The organism is Nocardiopsis listeri, assembly GCF_020741345.1.
Lineage (GTDB): Bacteria > Actinomycetota > Actinomycetes > Streptosporangiales > Streptosporangiaceae > Nocardiopsis > Nocardiopsis listeri_A.
In genome coordinates, this window is sequence record NZ_DYZD01000263.1 from 1 (window position 1) to 18,988 (window position 18,988).

14 protein-coding genes and 1 pseudogene are annotated in these 18,988 nt (G+C 68.0%); 10 read left to right on the plus strand and 5 right to left on the minus strand.

Annotated features, from left to right (window positions below):
* A pseudogene (locus K8V84_RS13770) lies at window positions 1-139 on the minus strand (phosphoserine transaminase); the annotation flags it as partial.
* Window positions 140-322: 183 nt separating this feature from the next.
* Here K8V84_RS13770 and K8V84_RS13775 point away from each other — a divergent pair.
* The 5 genes from K8V84_RS13775 (at window position 323) to K8V84_RS13795 (ending at window position 9,449) form a co-directional block, all read left to right on the plus strand.
* Window positions 323-4,048 (plus strand): ABC transporter substrate-binding protein, encoded by a 3,726-nt coding sequence (locus tag K8V84_RS13775; protein WP_304074731.1) that lies wholly within the window; start codon window positions 323-325, stop codon window positions 4,046-4,048.
* Between the two features lie 84 nt (window positions 4,049-4,132).
* Complete coding sequence (gene pdxH / locus K8V84_RS13780) at window positions 4,133-4,786, plus strand: pyridoxamine 5'-phosphate oxidase (protein WP_304074732.1); 654 nt, start codon at window positions 4,133-4,135, stop codon at window positions 4,784-4,786.
* A 381-nt stretch (window positions 4,787-5,167) separates the two neighbouring features.
* Window positions 5,168-5,866: a metal-dependent transcriptional regulator gene (locus K8V84_RS13785; protein WP_304074733.1), complete on the plus strand. Its 699-nt coding sequence runs from the start codon at window positions 5,168-5,170 to the stop codon at window positions 5,864-5,866.
* A 152-nt stretch (window positions 5,867-6,018) separates the two neighbouring features.
* Window positions 6,019-8,322, plus strand: coding sequence for a SpoIIE family protein phosphatase (locus K8V84_RS13790; RefSeq protein ID WP_304074735.1), 2,304 nt, complete (start codon window positions 6,019-6,021; stop codon window positions 8,320-8,322).
* Window positions 8,323-8,717: 395 nt separating this feature from the next.
* The gene (locus tag K8V84_RS13795; RefSeq protein ID WP_304074736.1) at window positions 8,718-9,449 is read left to right on the plus strand and encodes an NPP1 family protein; all 732 of its coding nucleotides are present in this window, start codon (window positions 8,718-8,720) and stop codon (window positions 9,447-9,449) included.
* A gap of 132 nt (window positions 9,450-9,581) precedes the next feature.
* Here K8V84_RS13795 and K8V84_RS13800 read toward each other — a convergent pair whose 3' ends face one another.
* Window positions 9,582-9,749: a hypothetical protein gene (locus K8V84_RS13800; protein ID WP_304074737.1), complete on the minus strand. Its 168-nt coding sequence runs from the start codon at window positions 9,747-9,749 to the stop codon at window positions 9,582-9,584.
* An 82-nt stretch (window positions 9,750-9,831) separates the two neighbouring features.
* A complete protein-coding gene (locus tag K8V84_RS13805; RefSeq protein WP_304074738.1) occupies window positions 9,832-10,974 on the minus strand; it encodes an acyl-CoA dehydrogenase family protein in 1,143 nt (380 codons plus the stop codon).
* Between the two features lie 207 nt (window positions 10,975-11,181).
* On the opposite strand from K8V84_RS13805, the gene K8V84_RS13810 reads away from it, so the two are divergent.
* Window positions 11,182-13,236, plus strand: coding sequence for an MDR family MFS transporter (locus K8V84_RS13810; RefSeq protein WP_304074740.1), 2,055 nt, complete (start codon window positions 11,182-11,184; stop codon window positions 13,234-13,236).
* Window positions 13,237-13,341: 105 nt separating this feature from the next.
* Entirely contained in the window at window positions 13,342-14,484 is a 1,143-nt protein-coding gene (locus tag K8V84_RS13815; protein ID WP_304074742.1) for an acetyl-CoA C-acetyltransferase, read from the plus strand.
* A 74-nt stretch (window positions 14,485-14,558) separates the two neighbouring features.
* Here K8V84_RS13815 and K8V84_RS13820 read toward each other — a convergent pair whose 3' ends face one another.
* Window positions 14,559-15,791 carry a winged helix-turn-helix domain-containing protein gene (locus tag K8V84_RS13820; RefSeq protein ID WP_304074745.1) on the minus strand — a complete coding sequence of 411 codons (1,233 nt, stop codon included), beginning with the start codon at window positions 15,789-15,791 and terminating at the stop codon, window positions 14,559-14,561.
* 341 nt (window positions 15,792-16,132) lie between these two features.
* Here K8V84_RS13820 and K8V84_RS13825 point away from each other — a divergent pair, with 341 nt between their 5' ends.
* The 3 genes from K8V84_RS13825 to K8V84_RS13835 are packed head-to-tail and all read left to right on the plus strand — an operon-like array spanning window position 16,133 to window position 18,180.
* Entirely contained in the window at window positions 16,133-16,432 is a 300-nt protein-coding gene (locus K8V84_RS13825; protein WP_304074747.1) for a zinc ribbon domain-containing protein, read from the plus strand.
* Window positions 16,433-16,441: 9 nt separating this feature from the next.
* A complete protein-coding gene (locus K8V84_RS13830) occupies window positions 16,442-17,266 on the plus strand; it encodes an exodeoxyribonuclease III (protein ID WP_304074749.1) in 825 nt (274 codons plus the stop codon).
* An 8-nt stretch (window positions 17,267-17,274) separates the two neighbouring features.
* Entirely contained in the window at window positions 17,275-18,180 is a 906-nt protein-coding gene (locus K8V84_RS13835; protein WP_304074751.1) for a ribokinase, read from the plus strand.
* Window positions 18,181-18,250: 70 nt separating this feature from the next.
* On the opposite strand, the gene K8V84_RS13840 is transcribed toward K8V84_RS13835, so the two are convergent.
* Window positions 18,251-18,853, minus strand: coding sequence for a YceI family protein (locus K8V84_RS13840; RefSeq protein WP_304074753.1), 603 nt, complete (start codon window positions 18,851-18,853; stop codon window positions 18,251-18,253).
* Window positions 18,854-18,988: the final 135 nt, after the last annotated feature.

Consider the following 18,988-nt stretch of genomic DNA (forward strand, 5'->3'; position numbering starts at 1 on the left):
CGAGGGCGTCGAGTTGCGCGGCTCGGACTTTGGACGGGCCGCTCCCGAAACGGCCGTCGGCGGGCAGCAGGTTCGCGGGAATCTGAATCTCGGTCACACCGCACAGCGTAGTGGTGGACCCGGTGACGCCGCCGGTCAGGGCGGCGATTGGTCGCGTGAAATCACGTGAACGGCGACGGAGCCCTTCACATGATTCGTTCCGCTGTCCGGTATTGGACAGTGAAGATTTCGCTTCACCCGGTGAAAAACAGTTCACCTTGTTGTCTAATGGGCCGCTTCCCAGGGGTGATGAGCGATACGAGCGGTGGAAGGAGGGCGCCTCGTGGTGGATCGAGAAGACGGCGACCGATCGGACGGAACGCCCCAGGGGGCCGGTGACGCGCCCCTGTTCCTTCGGGTCTTCGACGCGCTACGTTCACGTCCGCGATGGAGCCTGCATCGGCGGCTGCGCCGCATGGAGGCCCGTGTCGCCCACCGGCGCCCCGCCGGCAAGGGCAAGATCCAACGCGGCGATCTGGCCGAACCCCCGCCCGTACTCGATCTGGTGCTGGACGACGCCACCGACCACGCCGAGGTCCGGCGCATGCTCGTCCAACAGTGCGCCGTAGATCCCGTCTGGCTTCTCCCACCTCGGTCCACCGAGAAGCCGGAGGAGACCGGTAAGCCGGGGAAGGCGCGAATGGCCGACCCCGCCCACGATCCGCGTGAATGGTTCAAGGATCAAGGAACGCGTCTCCTGGGCCCCCAGGCCCGCCCCGAACTGGCCGACACCGTGCCGCGCGGCCTGCCCCGGGGGCGCTACGAAGCGCGCGACTCCGACACCGACGTCACCACCGACGAGCTCTACGACTACATCGAACACCTGGTGGACGACGGGTTCGCCTGGAAGGACTCCCCACCGAAACCGAAGAGGGGCCGCAGACCTCCACCTCCGCCACGTCTGCCGCGTCTGAACTCCCTGCTGTGGCTGCGCCGCTGCGACCTCATCGAGATCAGGAGCAGAGCGAGCGGCGACCGATCCGAGAAGACCCCCGAACACGGCCGTCTGGAGAACACCAGCCAGGGGCAGACCGCGGTCATCAACGGGTTGCGCGAGGCCCGCCTGAACCACGCGAGCCAGTATCGGGCAGACCTCCTGGACCGCGTCGAACAGGCCGGACACGGTTCGAGTAAGGAAGAGCCACCCTCGCGTGGCGAGATCTTCAGCGCCACCACGCTCGTCCACTGGCGCAGACTCGCGCGGGTCGCCGCCGTCACCTCACGTTGGGTCACCCGGATCTCGGGCAAGGCCACCTTCGGGCTGGCGGACGAGAAGATCCTGACCCCGCTGGCCTTCATCGTCTCCCTCGTCGTAACCGCCACTCCCTTCGCCTTCGTGGGTCTGGCCGCCCAACAGCTCGGCGAGATCGTGTCCCTGCTGACCGGCGTGTTCCTGGCGGTCGTCTACCTGCTCACCGTTTTCTTCTTCTTCCTGCCGTGGCGCCCCTACCGGTGGCTCAACCACCACCGGTACGTCATGGACCTGGTCGAGGATGAATCTCGGCAAGCACAGGAACCCGCGCCCGATGGCCAGGGAAGGGTCGGCAGGCACCGCGCACGTGGTGTGCACCTGCTCAACGAGCTCCACCATCCCCACCGCAACAAGGGGCGGATCGGCGGCGCCGACCAGCGGAAGGGGGCCCACCCACCCGGCACCCATCGCATCGCGGTGAACGCGTTGCTCGACGACCTCCACCAGGTCTACGGCGCGAACCGAAGTCGCGGGCGGGCCCGTTCCTCCCGCCCCGTCCTCGTCTACGACCAGCAGGGCCTGGGCCGCGTGGGCCGCTACCTCATCCGACTGATCGAGGACGAACGGCTGCGGCGCGCCCTGCCCGACCCCCTGCTGCTGGTGCAGATCCGAGATCGCGACGGGGAGAAGCCGCTGATCGGTGGCGAGATCGCCGTCGCCAGGTACAAGAACCTGCCGGAGTTCGACGGGACCGACACGGTCCTCAAGGAGATCCGTGGCTGGCACCGTGAACGCCACCTGTCCGGCGTGCTCGGCGCCCGACGCACCCTTACCCTGCACGTCGCCGAGCTGCCCCGGGAGTGGCGGGAGAGGAGCTGGCGGACCGAACCCACGTGGGTGATGACCCGACCCGTCAAGGCCGCTGCGGTGAGCACAGGCGCGGTCGCGGTGACCGGCTTCCTCGTACTGGCCGGTCTGGTCCTGATCCCGGAGCAGGCACAGGCGCTCCACCCGTGCATCGACGAGGGCGCCTGGGTGCCCCAGGGCATTACCAGGGTCAAGGGTAAGGATCGGAAGGAATGCTATGGGGTGACCTTCGGCGACTTCGTATTCGACGAACGGCTGCGGGAGGTCACCAAGCTGATCGAGGAACAGAACAAAGTGGTGGACGACTGGGGGAAGCCCTACGTCACGATCGCCTATGTCGGGGAACTGAGCGCCGCGGATTCCAAGGACTCCAAGGACTCCAAGGACTCCCCTTTGGCCAAGAACGAGGTCTCCAGATTGGCCGGGGTCCAGGGCGAACTACTGGGTCTCGCCTACAGGCAGGATCTATACAACAAGAATTCGGGAGAGGAAGAGCCCAACATCAAAATCCTCCTCGGCAACGTGGGGGAGGACTGGACGTACTCCGAGGAGACGGCCAAGGAGATCGTCGACATGGCGGAGGACGAGAGCCTCGCCATGGACCGACCGGTCGCCGCCATCGGCTTCGGGCACAGTGTGGTCAACAACAGCCTGGCGATCGGAGAGATCGGCAAGGCGTCCCTGACGATGGTGGGGACCACCGCCACCTTCGACGACGTTGCCCGGCCCGGGGCCGGAGAACACAGTCGCTTCTTCTTTCCGGTGGCGCCGTCCAACAGTCGTATCGCGGCGCAGGCCGCCAAATGGGCCTTAGCGGGTGTCTCTTGGACCGGTCACGAGGGGGAGAAGTTTGACCTGCCCCCGAGCACGACGGCTGTGGCGCTCGCCGATGCCGAGACCAATACCAGGGGCAAAGAGCACGAACAGTACGGTCGGCACCTGGCGCAGGAGTTCATGGAGGCCTTCGTCCAGGGCAATGAGGAAGAGGAGGGAGGAGATGCCTGGCACGGCACGGACGACCTCGATTCCGACGAGTACGCCGGCCAAGGGGTGTTGCTCTACCAGAACAGAAAGACCCTCAACGCTCAACTGAAGCGAATCTGCGAGAACCCACCCGATCTGATCTACTACGCCGGTCGATCGCAGGACTTCTCCGATTTCTACAAGGCGCTCAGGATCTCTCCGAAAAAGAAGTGCAACGAGGGTGAAGTGACCATTCTCGGTGGTGACGACATCTCCAAGTTCCTCTCCGACTCCGAGGAGCTCATCGAAAACAATTCCGAGCACCACCCGGTCTTCTACACGCCGTTGGCGCCCAGTGGCCCCTGGGGCGTCAACGGGGACGGCTCCGGCAGTAGCGACCAGGGTTTCTACGAGGACATGGACGATCTCCTGATCGACCTCTATATGAAGGACGAGAAGAAAGGCGACGTCGACGAGGAGACGGATGACTCGGGTATGCCGCTCGCGAACCGGCTGCCCTCCATCGCCCACGCGGCCATTGGCAACGACGCCCTCCTGGCTATCACCGAAGCGCTGCCCGAGATCGGGCCGGCCAAGGAGCAAACGGCGAACGATGGGCTGCTTCGGCGGTTCGGCCTCGACCCGGTGCCCTTCCTGCACACCGACGAGGACTACGAGGAGAAGCGGGACGAGCTATACGCCCAGGTCAAGACAGGAGGGTTCACCGGGGTCTCCGGGTACATCGCCTTCGACACCGACACCGACAACAACGGCAACTGGTTGGGCGACCGCATGGTGCAACTGGCGCTGGTTGGTCCGCGTCTGTCCGTCGACTCCGATGAGACCGACGAGACCGGCGATGTGCAACGTCAGCACGTCCTCCAACGTTGCGGTCTGAGCAGCGCGGACAGCGTTGAGAATGATGAGAATGATGAGCCGGGCGAGGAGTGCCTGAAGGTAGAAGTGGAGACGGACGAGGATCCATGACGGGCGGCGGGCGAGCGCCCGTGGACACGCGGGAGGCGGGGGCCGGCCGGCACCGCCGGGGCGCGACGCGAGATCATGCCGGATGTGGACCACCAGAACCCCGCCGAACTGCGGAAACCGTACATGGGTGAGCCCTTGCGTCGATCGGAGCTGGCGGAACTGCCGATGGCCCAGTTCCACCTGTGGTTCGACGAGGCCTACGAGTCGGGTCTGGCCGAACCCAACGCCATGGTGCTCTCATCGGTGGAACCGTCGGGCCTTCCCCGGTCGCGCACGGTGCTGATGAAGGGCTATGACGGCTCCGGCCTGCGCTTCTTCACCAACTACACCTCCCGTAAGGGTCGGGCCCTGGCCGCCGACCCCCGGGCGTCGGTGGTGTTCCCCTGGCACGCGATCCGCCGACAGGTGCTGTTCGCGGGTGTGGTGGAACGTCTCGACGACGAGGAGAACGACCGCTACTTCGCGTCCCGACCGCGCGGCTCGCAGTTGGGCGCCTGGGCGAGCGAACGGCAGTCGCGGCCGGTCGCCGATCGAGAGGAGCTGGACCACCTGTTCCACGAGTTCGACACGGTGTGGGGCGAGGACGAGACCATCCCGCGGCCCGATTACTGGGGCGGGTATCGATTGGTCCCACAGGAGGTGGAATTCTGGCAGGGTGGTCCGGACCGCATGCACGACCGGTTCCGCTACCTGCTCGGTGCGGACGGGGAGTGGGCGATCGACCGCCTCGCGCCCTAGCGGAACCGGATGGCCGGGCCGCTACGGGGTGATGTTGGTCGCTTCGTACATGGGTTCGGGTGTTGTCGAGTCACGATCCGGGGTGGGGGTAGAGGACTTGGGTAGTTCACTTTTCAACCGAATGTCCTGCACACCTGTGACCTCGGTCCCTTGTTTCCCATGAGTCTCACGGGTCGTTTGTGTCCGCATCGTGAGACGAAGGGGAAATTCGGGCTCGGCGCGCCAGGATATGCTTGAACCATCGGTGGTCGCTCCAGCGGTACCTCGGACGTCCCGGTTCCACTCGGCCCCAGGGAATCACGTGGTCCCGGCCTGTGTTGAGAGAGACCTGCCGTGCTTGTCGTGACCGCGCGACGGGCACAGAGCCTTGGGAGGGGAGTCTTGACCGCACACGGGCTGATCGACACCACGGAGATGTATCTCCGTACGGTCTTCGAGCTCGAGGAAGAGGGCATCGTCCCGCTTCGAGCGCGTATCGCCGAGCGCCTGCACCAGAGCGGACCAACGGTGAGCCAGACGGTCGCCCGCATGGAGCGCGACGGACTGCTGCGGGTCGAGAACGACCGCCACCTGGTGATGACCGCCGAGGGGCGCAGGCTGGCCACCCACGTCATGCGCAAGCACCGACTCGCCGAGCGCCTGCTCGTCGACGTCATCGGGCTGCCGTGGGAGGACGTCCACATCGAGGCCTGCCGTTGGGAGCACGTCATTTCCGAGGCCGTGGAGAAGCGTCTGGTGACGCTGCTCAACGCCCCCTCGGTGTGCCCGCACGGCAACCCGATCCCCGGCCTCGACGAGCTGGGCCTGGAGGGGTACGCACCCGAACCGTTCACCGACGACTCCATCGTGCCGATGGTGGACGCGGCCTCGAACACGGACACCACCGTCACCGTGCGTCGCATCAGTGAACAGCTCCAGCCGGACGCCGACATCATGCTCACCTTGCGCGAATCCGGGGTACAACCCGGACAGGAAGTGGTCCTTCGGGCTTCGGACGGCGGAGTGCGGATCATCGGCGAGGACGGTCACAGGGACCTCCCCGCGGATGTCGCCGGGCACATCTTCGTCGCCAAGCCGTGAAACGTCCGTACACGTTGATTGGTTGCTCATCGGGATTGTCTCATTGCGCTGCGGGAACGTTGACGGTGTTGCTACGCTCGCCCCAAGGTGCGGTCGTTCGGGGTACCCGGAGCGGGCATGTATGCAGCTCATGACGGCGAGGTGGCGGCTAGATGACACGGTGGGGTGAGCCCTTCCGGGAGAGCGACGCGCTCGCCACGGCAGAGGTCGTGGATCAGGCCGAGATCGCCATCGTCGTCATCGACCGGTTCAGCCTCCTTCGGTACTGGAACCCCTACGCTCGCGAGCTGTTCGGGTTCATGGGCGGTCGTGACCACGTCGGCCTGTCCCTGCTGGACATCGGCATCCACGAGTCCGACCGCGAACACGCCTCCCAACTGGCTCGCCGCGTCCTGCGCGGCGAGCCGTGGGAGGGGACCTTCGCGGTGCTCAAGGGCGACTCCACCTGGATCCACGTGCGAGCGCAGGCCGTGCCCATGCGCGACGACTCCGGGGAGATCGACGGCATAGCCCTCATCGCCCGCGAGGCGCTGCGCAGTGGTCGGGTCGAGGAACAGTACGGGTTGCTCGAACGGATCGGCAGCCGTCTGGCGGGCTCCCTGGAGTTCGACTCCACCGTCAAGGGCGTGGCCGGGATCCTGGTCCCCCAGTTCGCCGACCACTGCTTCATCGACCTCTACGACCACGAACGGCTGGTCCGGCAGGTCTCCGTGCACGCCGAGGGCTGGACACCCCCGCCCCACACCTGGTTCGACGTCGGGGACGAGGTCCGCTACCCCGAACGCCACTTCGTCACCCAGGCGCTGCGCCGACTCGAAACCGTGGTCAGCAGCGACTACCTGTACGAGAACTCGCCCAACGACCGCTCCGACCGGGTCTCCCGCCAGGTCGGCGTCACCTCCGCGATCGCCGCGCCGCTCCGTGCCCGCGGCGAGGTGCTGGGCGTGCTCACCCTGGCCCTGTCGGGCCTCTCCCCGCGGCAGAAGAGCAGTTACGGCGGCTTCGACCGCGACCTGGTCGGCGCCATCGCCTCCCGGGTCGCCCTGGCCATCGACAACGCCCGCCTGTTCGAGCAGGAACGCTCCACGGCACTGGCCTTCCAGAACAGCCTGCTGCCCGGCGACTTCCCGCCCCTGGACGGGCTGACGGTCGCCAAGCAGTACCTGCCGGCCGGGCCGCTGGAGGCGCACGGCCACGGGGTGCGAACCCAGGTGGGCGGCGACTTCTACGACGCGATCCCACTGTCCGCCGGACGGGTGGGACTGGTCATCGGTGACGTGGAGGGCCGGGGCCCGCACGCCGCCGCCGTCATGGGCCAGCTGCGCGCCGCCCTGCGCGCCTTCGCCCAGGCCGACCGCGAACCCGCCGACATCCTGCGCGAGCTGGACGAGTGGGTGCGCCAGCTGGGCACCCCCGACGACAAGGGCGGGGTCTGGATCCCCAGCGTCAGCTGCCTGTACATGGTCTACGACGCCTGGTCCCGGGAGCTGTCCTACGCCAACGCCGGGCACGCGTCGCCCCTCCTCATCACCTCCGAGACCGTGGAGACCCTGGACCTGGAGGTCACCGACCGCATGCTCGGCGTTCGCGCCAAGGGCGGGTCGGGGGAGGACATCGTCTACCACCAGGCCGACCTGCGCCTGCCCACCGGCGCGACCCTGGTGATGTACACGGACGGCCTGGTGGACCGCAAACCCCTGGGCGGCAAGGCCGACCCGGAGCGCGCCCTGGCCCAGCTGACCGAACGCGTGGCCGAGGTCGCGGACAAGGACGTCGAACAGATCGCGGAGGCGGCCGTGTACAGCGTGCCGGGCGAGCTGGACGACGACACCGCGCTGCTGGTCGTGCGCACGCACTCCGAGGAGCTGGCGCTGCGCGAGGGCTGGTTCCCGTCCGAGGCCTCCACGGTGGGCGAGGCCCGACACCTGGCCGCGGACACCTTCAAGGAGTGGGGCGTGGATCGGGACCAGGCCGAACTGGCCTGTCTTCTCGTCTCGGAGATCGTCACCAACGTGGTCATCCACGCCACCCCTCGCCCCGTGCACCGTGAGTTCACCGGCGGCGGGGTGCTGGACTCGGAGACCCCGATGGACGGCGGTGGGGTGACCGACGAGTTCGACGAGGACTGGAGCGACCTGCTGGAGGCCGCCGCCGAGGAGGACGAGTCCACCGACGACTCCGGTGAGAAGGAGTTCCTGCTCCGGTTGCGCCGTGGCGCCAACGCCGTGTGGGTGGAGGTCTTCGACCACGATCTGCGCCTGCCCCGGATCCGCAGCGCCGCCGCCGACGACGAGGGCGGACGTGGCCTGTACCTGGTGGAGCAGCTCGCCAGCCGGTGGGGTTCGCGTCCCACCCCGGACGGCAAGGCCGTGTGGTTCGAGATGCCGATGCACGCCCCCGAAGAGGTCGAGGCCGTGGAGGTCGACGAGGCGGAGAAGGTCGACGAGGACGTCTGAGACGGCGCCGGCGGTGTGACGGGTAGGGCCTCCGACCGTCCACCGCGGCTCCGGCCCTCCCCGTCGCTCCGGCCGGTGAGCACGGCCGTGAAGCAAATGGATCGGAACGCGCCGATTCGACGATTCACCCTCTTTTCCCAGGTGGGGTAACGTGCCCCGTTAAACCTGTTCCGGGTCACTGAAAAAAGGCCGTCAGCACACCTTGCCTTGCTGTAGTCGGATGGTTACTTTATCCAGTGGTAAACGGACATCCCGCTGCGGAAATGGTGGTGTGTGCATTGTCGTCCGGGGCGGGAAAACTGGTCCTGAGTTCCACTGGTGATTTTGGGGGACAAAGTCCCGATGGGCTCGCCGGTTCTCTTCGGCGACCCTGGGTGCTCGCCAAGAGGGGCGGTGTGTCCCTCCTCGGGGCCTTCGCGATCGTGGTCGCCCTCGCGGCTCCGGCGTTCGCCGAACCCCCGGCCGCCCTGCCCGCGAATTCCTCCGAGGCCGAAGCGAAATGGCAGCCCGCCTTCGACTACGACACGGACGGTTGTTATTCGACGCCCGCGATCGGGCCCGATGGCAGTGTCGCCGAAGGGTTGAACACCTCGGGTGCGCTGAACGGAAACTGTCGAGACCAGTCCGATCTGGACAACACCAATTCTTATTCTCGCGCCAAGTGCGATGACAGTGGTTGGTGCGCTTACATGTACGCCCTCTACTTCGAAAAGGACCAGGTCCTGCCCGGATGCTGTGGGCACCGGCACGACCTGGAACACGTCGTGGTGTGGGTCCTCGACGACGAGGCGCGCCACGTGTCGGCCTCGGCGCACGGAGACTACGACACCCGACCGGCGGAGGACCTCCTGTGGGAGGGCACCCACCCCAAGATCGTCTACCACAAGGACGGCGCCTCCACCCACGCCTTCCGGTTCGCCGCCGACCATGACGACCCGCCCGAGAACCACTACGGGGTGTGGCAGTACCCCGACCTGGTGGGCTGGGACGGTTACCCCGAAGGGATCCGGGACATCTTCGTGAGGGCCGACTACGGCTCCGCGCAGCTCGACCTCAAGGACGAGCGGTTCGGTGACTCGCTCGCCAAGGCCGTTCCCGACGGGATCGACTTCGACCCGTACGCCTGAACCATCGAGGCCGAGGCTCGGGCGGCCGGTCCCCACCCGCCTATGGGATCGTTCGTTCGTGCCTCGCCGATTCCCCGGACGCCGAAGGGCCCGCCTCGGGAGGAGGCGGGCCCTTGGTGCGTTCGACGTCGGTCAGCGCCAGGACCAGGCCCACAGCAGCATGCAGACGAAGATGAAGACCAGGACGATGGCGCTGGTCTTCCAAGGGATGTGGACCTTCGGGCGGAGCTTGCGGACTCCGAGGACCAACAGGAGGACCAACAGCCCCATGACGATGAGGCCGTCCCACGCTCCGCTCATGACCGGGATCCTTCCGGACGGGGGTTCAGGGCATGTTCCGCGAATACATACCCTGCTGCGCGGCGCATCCACGGAACACGCCCTAGAGGCCCAGGCCCCGGCCCACGATCTCCTTCATGATCTCGGTGGTGCCACCGAAGATCGTCTGGACACGCGAGTCCTGCCAGGCCCGTGCCACGGGGTATTCCATCATGTACCCGTACCCGCCGTGAAGCTGGAGGCAACGGTCCATGACCCGGTTGCACATCTCGGTGGTCCACCACTTGGCCTTCGCGGCGTCCTCGACGGTGAGCTCACCCCGGTTGAGCAGCTGGACCGCCCTGTCCACGTAGGTGCGGCCCAGGTCCACCTCGGTCGCCAACTCGGCCAGGACGAAACGGGTGTTCTGGAAGCGCCCGATCGGCCGACCGAACGCGGTGCGGTCACGGCAGTACTCGATGGTGTGCTGGAGAATGAAGTCGGCCGAGGCCACCGCGCAGGTGGCGATGGACAACCGCTCCTGCGGCAGGTTCTGCATCAGGTGGATGAAGCCCTGGCCCTCGGTGCCGATGAGGTTGCCGGTGGGCACGCGCGCGTCGTCGAAGAACAGCTCGGCGGTGTCCTGCGCCTTCATACCGATCTTGTCGAGGTTGCGGCCGCGGTCGAAACCGGGCGTGCCGCGTTCGACGCAGATCAGGGAGAAGCCCTGCGCGCCCGCCTCGGGATCGGTCTGGGCGACCACGACCACCAGGTCGGCGTTGATGCCGTTGGTGATGAAGGTCTTGGCGCCGTTGATCACGAACTCGTCGCCGTCGCGCACCGCGGAGGTCTTGATCCCCTGGAGGTCGCTGCCGGTCCCGGGTTCGGTCATGGCGATGGCGGTGATCAGCTCGCCTGAGGCGAAGCCCGGTAGCCAGCGCTTCTTCTGCTCGTCGTTGGTCAGGCCCACCATGTAGGGGGCCATGACGTCGTTCTGGAGGGTGATGCCGAGCCCGGTCGCGTGGGCGCGGCAGATCTCCTCGTTGACGATCTGGTTGTAGCGGTAGTCATGGATGCCCGTGCCCCCGTACTCCTCGGGCACGCCATGGCCGAGCAGCCCGACCCGGCCCGCCTCGACCCACACCTCGCGGGGGACGACGCCGTCCTCCTCCCACCGGTCGTGGCGGGGTACGACCTCTCGCCTGAGGAACTCGGCGACCGATTCGCGGAAGAGTTCCTGGTCGGCGTCGAAGAGTTCCCGCTTCATGCGCTGCTCCGAGGGTGTCGGGGATCACTGTGTTCCCACACGGTAACCGAATCGCGTTCGGTTATGAAGGTCGGGGGGCAAGTGGGTGCAAAGTTCCCGTTCTCCCGGGCGGTTCCCCCGAGGTGAGCGGGAAAGGGGTTCCTAATGTGGCCGCAGCGGGGGCGCCGGACGGTGAGCGTCCTCCGACACGACCTGGGAGGCGATTCGATGGCCCGTGGCAGCGCCGCCGACCATGGGGCGCAGGATCGGCGAGAACACCAGGGCGCGCGGATCGCGTTGATCATGACCGCCCTGATGCTCACGGTCCTGTTGTCCGCGCTGGACCAGACGATCGTGTCCACGGCGCTGCCGACGATCGTCTCCGACCTGGGCGGGCTCAACCACCTGTCCTGGGTGATCACCGCCTACCTCCTGGCCGTCACCGCCAGCACCCCGCTGTGGGGCAAACTCGGTGACCAGTTCGGCCGCAAGAAGCTGTTCCTGACCTGCATCGCCGTGTTCCTCGTGGGCTCGATGCTGTGCGGGATCGCCCAGAACATGCTCCAGCTGATCCTCGCCCGCGGCTTTCAGGGGATCGGTGGCGGCGGGATCATGGTGTTGGCCTCGGCCATCATCGGTGACGTGGTCTCCCCGCGTGAGCGCGGCAAGTACCAGGGGCTCTTCGGAGCGGTCTTCGGCGTCTCCAGCGTCGCGGGCCCTCTTCTCGGCGGGCTGTTCGTGGACCACCTGTCGTGGCGGTGGGTGTTCTACGTGAACCTCCCACTGGGGCTGCTGGCGTTCGTGACGGTCCTGTACTTCCTGCCCGGCCGTTCGCCCACCGGCCGACAGAACATCGACTACGCGGGCATCGTCCTGCTCGCCACCACCGCCGTGTGCCTCACCCTGATCGCCTCCTGGGGCGGGAGCATGTACGGCTGGTTGTCCTGGCAGATCATCGGCCTGGGGGCGGCCGCGGTGATCCTTGGACTGGGCTGGTGGCTCACCGCCCGTCGGGCCGCCGAACCGGTCATACCGCTGGGCCTGTTCCGCGACTCCACCGCCGTGGTGGCCATGGCCATCGGCTTCTGCGTGGGCTTCGCGATGATGGGGTCGATGGCGTTCCTGCCGCTCTTCCTCCAGATCGTGCACGGACTGTCTCCGACGGCGTCCGGTCTGCATCTGCTGCCGATGGTCGTGGGCATGCTGATCACCTCCGTCACGAGCGGCCGTCTGGTGACCCACACCGGAAGGTACAAGCCCTACCCGATCGCGGGGATGGCGCTCACCGCGACCGGACTGTTCCTGATGTCGCGGATGGGACCGGACAGCTCGCTGCTGCAGATGAGCCTGTACTTCTTCGTCCTGGGGGTCGGGCTGGGCCTGGTGATGCAGGTGGTGGTCGTGGTGGTGCAGAACGCGGTGTCCTACGACGACCTGGGCGTGGCGACGTCGACGGCCACCTTCTTCCGGTCGATCGGCGGTTCGTTCGGCACGGCCGTGTTCGGCGCGGTCTTCGCCGGACAGCTCGCCTCGAACCTGGCCGAGCGCGCGGAGGAGATCCGGCTGCCGCCCGGGGTGGAGCCCGCGGACCTGGAGTCCGACCCGAGGGCGCTGGACCAGCTCTCGCCCGGTGAACAGGCGGGCTTCCTGGAGTCCTACGCCGACGCCATCGACGTCGTCTTCCTGACGGCCGTCCCCGTGGCACTCGTCGGATTCGTGCTGGCGGTGTTCCTGAAGCAGATCCCGCTGCGCCTCACCATCACCACCCCGGACCTGGACGAGGCCTTCTCCCCGGTGGCGACGCCGAGCCGGTCCACGATCGCCCAGGTCGAGCACGAGATCTACCAGGCCACCGGGGCCGAGGGTGCCGAGACGATGTACGGCAGGTTGCGGGAGGCCGCCGGTCTGGACGCGTCCGTCGAGGCCTGCTGGGCACTCAGTCACCTGGGCGTCAGGGGGCCGCTTTCGGTGGAGCAGCTGCATCGGTTCTCCGGTCTGGCGGTGGCCCGGTGGGAGAACGTGCACCAGGAACTCCTGGAGAGCGGCTATCTGGTCCCCGACAGTGAGCCGTGGGAGCTGAACTGGCGTGGTGAGGACGCCGTCCGCAAACTCTACGAGGCACAGCGCACCGCCCTGCGCTCCTTGCTCTCGGACTTCGACCCGGACGAGCACCCCGACGTGTTCGAGGTCCTGGAGAAGGTCACCGGGGACACCCTGGGCGACCAGCGCGACGCGGCCCGCCTGGGCGGCGCCGAAGAGGACCCGGACCAAGAGCGCGGATGAGCCGGGGCAAGAGCGGGAAGTCGGGGGCGGAGGCTTGTCACGGAGACGAAACCGAATACAGTTCGGTTGAATAGGACGTCACATTCCAGCCCCTTGGAGGACCCCGTGGCCGAGGCATACATCGTCGGCGCAGTTCGTACCCCCGTCGGCACCAAGAAGGGCGCGCTCGCCGCGGTGCACCCGGCGGACCTGGGGGCGCACGTCCTCAAGGAACTCGTCGAGCGCACCGGGGTCGACCCGTCCGCGGTCGAGGACGTCATCATGGGCGTGGTCAGCCAGGCCGGTCCGCAGGCCCTGGACCTGGCCCGCACCGCGTGGCTCTCCGCGGGGCTGCCCGAGACCGTCGCCGGTGTCACCATCGACCGCCAGTGCGGCTCCTCCCAGCAGTCCATCCACTTCGCCGCCCAGGGCGTCATGTCCGGTACCCAGGACCTCGTCGTGGCGACCGGTGTGGAGAACATGGGCATGGTGCCGATGGGCTCCAACGTCCAGTACGCCATCGACAACGACATCCCGCTGTACGGCGAGGGCTGGGTCGAGCGTTACGGAATGCAGGAGATCTCCCAGTTCCGCGGCGCCCAGCTCATGTGCGAGAAGTGGGGCTACAAGCGCGAGCAGTTGGAGCGGTTCGCCCTGGAGAGCCACCGACGCGCCGCCGCCGCGCTGGAGGCGGGGCACTTCGACTCCCAGATCGCGCCGATCGCCGGTGTCACCCAGGACGAGGGCGTGCGCCCCGACACCACCATGGAGAAGATGGCCGGCCTCAAGCCGCTGCGCGAGGGCTGGGAGCTCACCGCCGCGATCGCCAGCCAGATCTCCGTCGGTGCCGGTGCCCTGCTCATCGCCTCCGAGCGCGCGGTGAAGCAGCACGACCTGACCCCGCTCGCCCGCATCGTTCAGCTGTCGCTGGTCGGCGACGACCCGGTCTACATGCTCACCGCGCCCATCCCCGCGACCCGCATCGCCCTGGAGAAGGCCGGCCTGAGCATCGACGACATCGACGTCACCGAGATCAACGAGGCGTTCGCGCCGGTGCCGATGTCGTGGATCGACGAGCTGGGCGCCGACCCGGCCAAGGTCAACCCGAACGGCGGCGCCATCGCCCTGGGCCACCCGCTGGGCGCCACCGGTTCGGTCCTGATGACCAAGCTGGTCAACGAGCTGCACCGCACCGGTGGCCGCTACGGCCTGCAGACCATGTGCGAGGGCGGCGGCCAGGCCAACGTCACCATCATCGAACGCGTCTGACCCGTGTCCTGGAACGGGCCGCGCACTCACGGTGCGCGGCCCGTTCACCGTTCCACTCGTCGGGGCAGGGTCGGTCAGCGAGCGGAGGAACGCAGGGCCTCGCCCCCCACGCCGTTGTCCAGGCCGAGCCAACCGGCCATCTCCGACAGTTGGTCCAAGAGCGCGGGCATGGTGTCGGCCGGGGCGTTCTCCTCCAGGGTGATCCGGCGGGCCAGGAGGGTTCCCGACGCGCGGTCGGCCTTGAGGTCGACGCGGGCGACCAGGTCCTCGCCCAGCAGGAACGGCAGTACGTAGTAGCCGTGTACGCGCTTGGCGGCCGGCACGTAGATCTCCAGGCGGTAGCGGAACCCGAACAGCTCCTCGGCGCGGTCCCGGGTCCAGACCAGGGAGTCGAACGGGCTCAACAGGGCCCGCGCCTCGACCTTGCGTGGGACGCGGGCGTCCTTGTGCAGGTAGGCGGTGCGGTCTCGACCGCGTACGGACACCGGGACCAGTTCACCGGCCTCCACCAGGTCGGCGACGGCGGCGCGGGTCTCGTCGCCCTTGAGCCGGAAGTAGTCGCGCAGGTCGGGTTCGGTGGCGATGCCGTGGGCCCGGGCGGCGATGGCCACCAGCTCCCGGTGCGCCTCGTCCGGGGTGGGGTGCGCGAGCCGGTGGACCTCGAAGGGCAGTACGCGTTCGGGCAGGTCGTAGCGGCGTTCGAACTGGACGTTGCGGCCGTTGGTGGTGAGGTCGCCGATCCAGAACAGGTACTCCAGGCACTTCTTGACCTCGGACCAGTTCCAGCCCCAGTGCTCCTTGACCCGGGGCGCGTCCTGGGCCAGTGAGCTCTCGACCTCGCGGGCGGTGGCCGGACCGATCCGGGCCACCTCCTCGTACACCGTCTTGACCAGATGCGGTTTCTCCTCGCGGATGCCGTTCAACCAACCGACGCGTTCCCGGGTACGGTTGCGTTCCATCCGGTGCCGCATGAGCCGGTGGGTTCCGGGTGGCACCAGGCTGGCCTCGTGGGCCCAGCACTCGACCAGCCGGGCCGGGCTCGACCCGACGGCGGTGGTGGTCGCGCGGTCCAGCAGGGCGGGGTCGTAGGCGCCCAAGCGGGCGAAGACCGGCAGGTACTGGCTGCGGGCGAGCACGTTCACGCTGTCGATCTGCAGGATCCCGATCCGGCGCAGCACCCGTGCCAGGTGGGCGAGGGTGGGCTCCCCCTTGGGGCGTGGGTCGGCGAAGCCCTGGGCGGCCAGGGCTATCCGGCGGGCCTGGGACGGGGAGAACTCGGCGTCGCGACGGGGGTGCGGTTCGACCATGCGACCCAACCTAACCTCCGGTACCGACGAACCGAGGTCGTCGCGGTTCAGGAGGGCGTTCGGTCGATCGACGAAAAAACCTTGCGCGCAATGCGAACCGTAAGGGGGGCTCGGCCGTCCAACGAAACGCGACGGAAAACAACCGAGCATGTGCCGGGAGTCGCACAACCCCGGTGCGGAGGACGGCCGCACCGGGGTTTCCTCATGTCAGAGGCGTACCCGGGCCCCAGGCAGGCGGGTGCGCCAAAAAGTCCGGTCCGAACCGGGCCGACCTGGGCAAAGGGTGGCACCGACTCGAACTCGCGCTGCGCAACGCCGCACGTAAGACCGGCACCCGCGTCGTGCCGGTCAACCCCGCCTACACCTCGCAGACGTGTCACCGGTGCAAGGTGGTGGACGCCCACTCGCGCAAGAGCCGAGCCGAGTTCGCGTGCACCGCCTGCGAACACACCGACCACGCCGATGTGAACGCGGCCAAGGGAATCCTTCACGCCGCGGGGCACGCGATGACGGTCTGCGGAGACCTCGCCGTCGGGCGGTCCGTGAAGCAGGAGCCAGCCTCCGCGAGGGCAGGAGCACCAACCGGTGTTGTCGCTGGTCGGAATCCCCCGGCTTTAGCCGTGGGGGAGGAAGTCAACTAGCCTTCTGCTGTGCGTATCGCGACATGGAATGTGAACAGTGCCCGAGCCAGGGCCGAGCGGATCGGCGACTGGTTGGACCGCAGCGACATCGACGTCGTCGCCATCCAGGAGACCAAGGCCCGTGACGACCAGTTCCCGGCGTCGGTCTTCACCGACCGCGGGTACGAGGTCGCCCATCACGGGCTCTCCCAGTGGAACGGGGTCGCGATCGCCTCGCGGGTGGGCCTCGACGACGTCCGGATCGGCTTCCCCGGCCAGCCCGGTTTCGGCGACCCCGAGGAGCGCGAGGCCCGAGCCATCGCCGCCACCTGTGACGGCGTCCAGGTGTGGAGCCTGTACGTGCCCAACGGGCGCGAGATCGGCCACCCCCACTACGACTACAAGCTGCGCTGGTTGGAGGCCCTGCGTCTGGCCGGCGCCGCCCGCCTGGCCGAGGACCCCCGGGCGCAGATCGCCTACGTGGGCGACTTCAACATCGCCCCCCAGGACGACGACGTGTGGGACATGGCCGCCTTCGAGGGGCTCACACACGTCACCGAACCCGAGCGCGCCGCCTTCACCGGGCTGGTCGAGGCCGGGTTCGAGGAGGTCGTGCGCGAGTACACGCCGGGCCCGGGCGTGTACACCTACTGGGACTACAAGGGGCTGGCGTTCCCCAAGCGCAAGGGCATGCGCATCGACTTCGTGCTCGCCTCACCGGCGCTCAAGGCCCGGGTGAGCGGTGCGAGCATCGACCGCGAGGAACGCAAGGGCAAGGGCGCCTCGGACCACGCGCCCGTCATCGTGGCGCTGGACGGGGCCGACAGCCGGCCGGTCGACCGAGAGAAGAAGTGAGCAACGACGTGAATTCCAAAGTGCCCCGCCTGGCGGTCTTCGGCAGTGTCAACATGGACCTGGTCGCCTACGTGGGAGAGATGCCGGGCGGTGGCGAGACCGTCACCGGGACCGACTTCCGTCAGGTTCCCGGCGGCAAGGGCGCCAACCAGGCCGTGGCCGCCGCGCGGGCGGGCGCCCGGGTGGCCTTCCTCGGCGCGGTCGGTGAGGACACCTTCGGGCTGGAGTTGCGCGCCAACCTGGAGGCGGAGGGGATCGACGTCAACGGACTGCGCACCGTGCCGGGCGTCTCCGGCATCGCCCACATCGTGGTGGAGGGGGACGGAGGCAACCGCATCATCGTGGTCCCCGGGGCCAACGGTGAGGTCTCAGGGATGCTCGAGTCCGACCGCGCATCGCTGGAGGGCGTCGACGCGATGCTGCTCCAGTTGGAGTTGCCGATGGAGGCCGTGGTGGCCGGGGCGCGGATGGGCCGTGAGGCGGGCGTTCCGGTCTACCTGACCCCCGCGCCCGCGCGTGAGCTCCCCGACGAGCTCCTGGCCGCCGTGGACGTGCTGGTCCCCAACCAGCACGAGGCGGCGGCGATCACCGGGCACGACGAACCGGTCGACGCGCTGGCCGCGCTGCTGGAGCGTGTTCCGGAGGTGTTGCTGACCCTGGGTTCGGCGGGGTCGTTGTACGGGCGTCGCGGCGAGGAGCCGGTGGCGGTCCCGGCGCGGAAGGTGAAGGCGGTGGACACCACCGCGGCCGGTGACACCTTCTGCGGGTCCTTCGCGGTCGCCCGGGCCGAGGGTCGTTGCGCTCGCGAGGCGATGGAGTTCGCCGCGGCCGCTGCCGCGATCTCCGTGGGACGGCACGGAGCGAGTTCCTCGATGGCCACGCGCGGTGAGGTGGAGGCCCTGCTCAAGGGTTAGCCGAGGGCGCGAGCGTCGCTTTGTCGGGCGCACGCCTTGAGAGTCCGGGCGGGTACGGCACCCGGACGGTTCAGGGCGTGTGCCCGATCTGCTTGAGGAAGGGCGCGGGGTCCTGGTTCTGGACGCGGACCTCCAGGACGATGTCGACCGAATCGCCGACCATCCGGCCGCCCCAGGGGAGCGGGCCGCCGTCTCCCACGCCGAACTCGGACAGGTTCAGCCGGGTGGTGGCGGAGAAGAAGTGTCCGTAGGTGTCGTTCGGGGACACGTAGTCGGGTGCCTCTCCGGCCCATTCCGCGGCCAGGACGATGGGACGTGACCGGCCGTGCAGCTCCAGGTCCCCGTGGACCCGGAAGGAGTTCCGCCGACGGCCGGGCTCCACGGAGGTCGAGGTGAAGCGCAGCTTCGGGTGGCTCGTGACGTCCAGGAAGTCGGCCGAGCGCAGGTGGTCGTCTCGGGCCCTCACCCCGGTGTTGACGCTGGCGGTGGCGATCTCCACCTCGATGGAGGAGAGGGTGGGGTTGTCGGTCACGTGCACCTGACCGTGAGCGTCGCCGAAGGTGCCCTGGACCCGACCGAAACGCAGGTAGTGGGCGACGAAGATCAGGCTGGAGTGCAGAGGATCCAGGTACCAGGTGCCCGGACCGGGGCCGAAGCCCGCTACGGCTGTCATAGGCGTTATCTCCCGATTGTCTGATATGGGACTTTTGTCCACATACTGTAAGTGTGACGTTCCACCGCAACGTGGAGTTCCGGTCCGAGTCGTGACGAGAGATTCGACTCGCCCTGCGCGGGAAGTCCTCGAAAG

What these genes read in the sequence shown, in the direction of transcription:
- K8V84_RS13790 (WP_304074735.1), top strand. Translation starts at nt 6,019, where the DNA reads ATGACACGGTGGGGTGAGCCCTTCCGGGAGAGCGACGCGCTCGCCACG.
- K8V84_RS13800 (WP_304074737.1), bottom strand. Translation starts at nt 9,749, where the DNA reads ATGAGCGGAGCGTGGGACGGCCTCATCGTCATGGGGCTGTTGGTCCTC.
- K8V84_RS13805 (WP_304074738.1), bottom strand. Translation starts at nt 10,974, where the DNA reads ATGAAGCGGGAACTCTTCGACGCCGACCAGGAACTCTTCCGCGAATCG.
- K8V84_RS13810 (WP_304074740.1), top strand. Translation starts at nt 11,182, where the DNA reads ATGGCCCGTGGCAGCGCCGCCGACCATGGGGCGCAGGATCGGCGAGAA.
- K8V84_RS13820 (WP_304074745.1), bottom strand. Translation starts at nt 15,791, where the DNA reads ATGGTCGAACCGCACCCCCGTCGCGACGCCGAGTTCTCCCCGTCCCAG.
- K8V84_RS13840 (WP_304074753.1), bottom strand. Translation starts at nt 18,853, where the DNA reads ATGACAGCCGTAGCGGGCTTCGGCCCCGGTCCGGGCACCTGGTACCTG.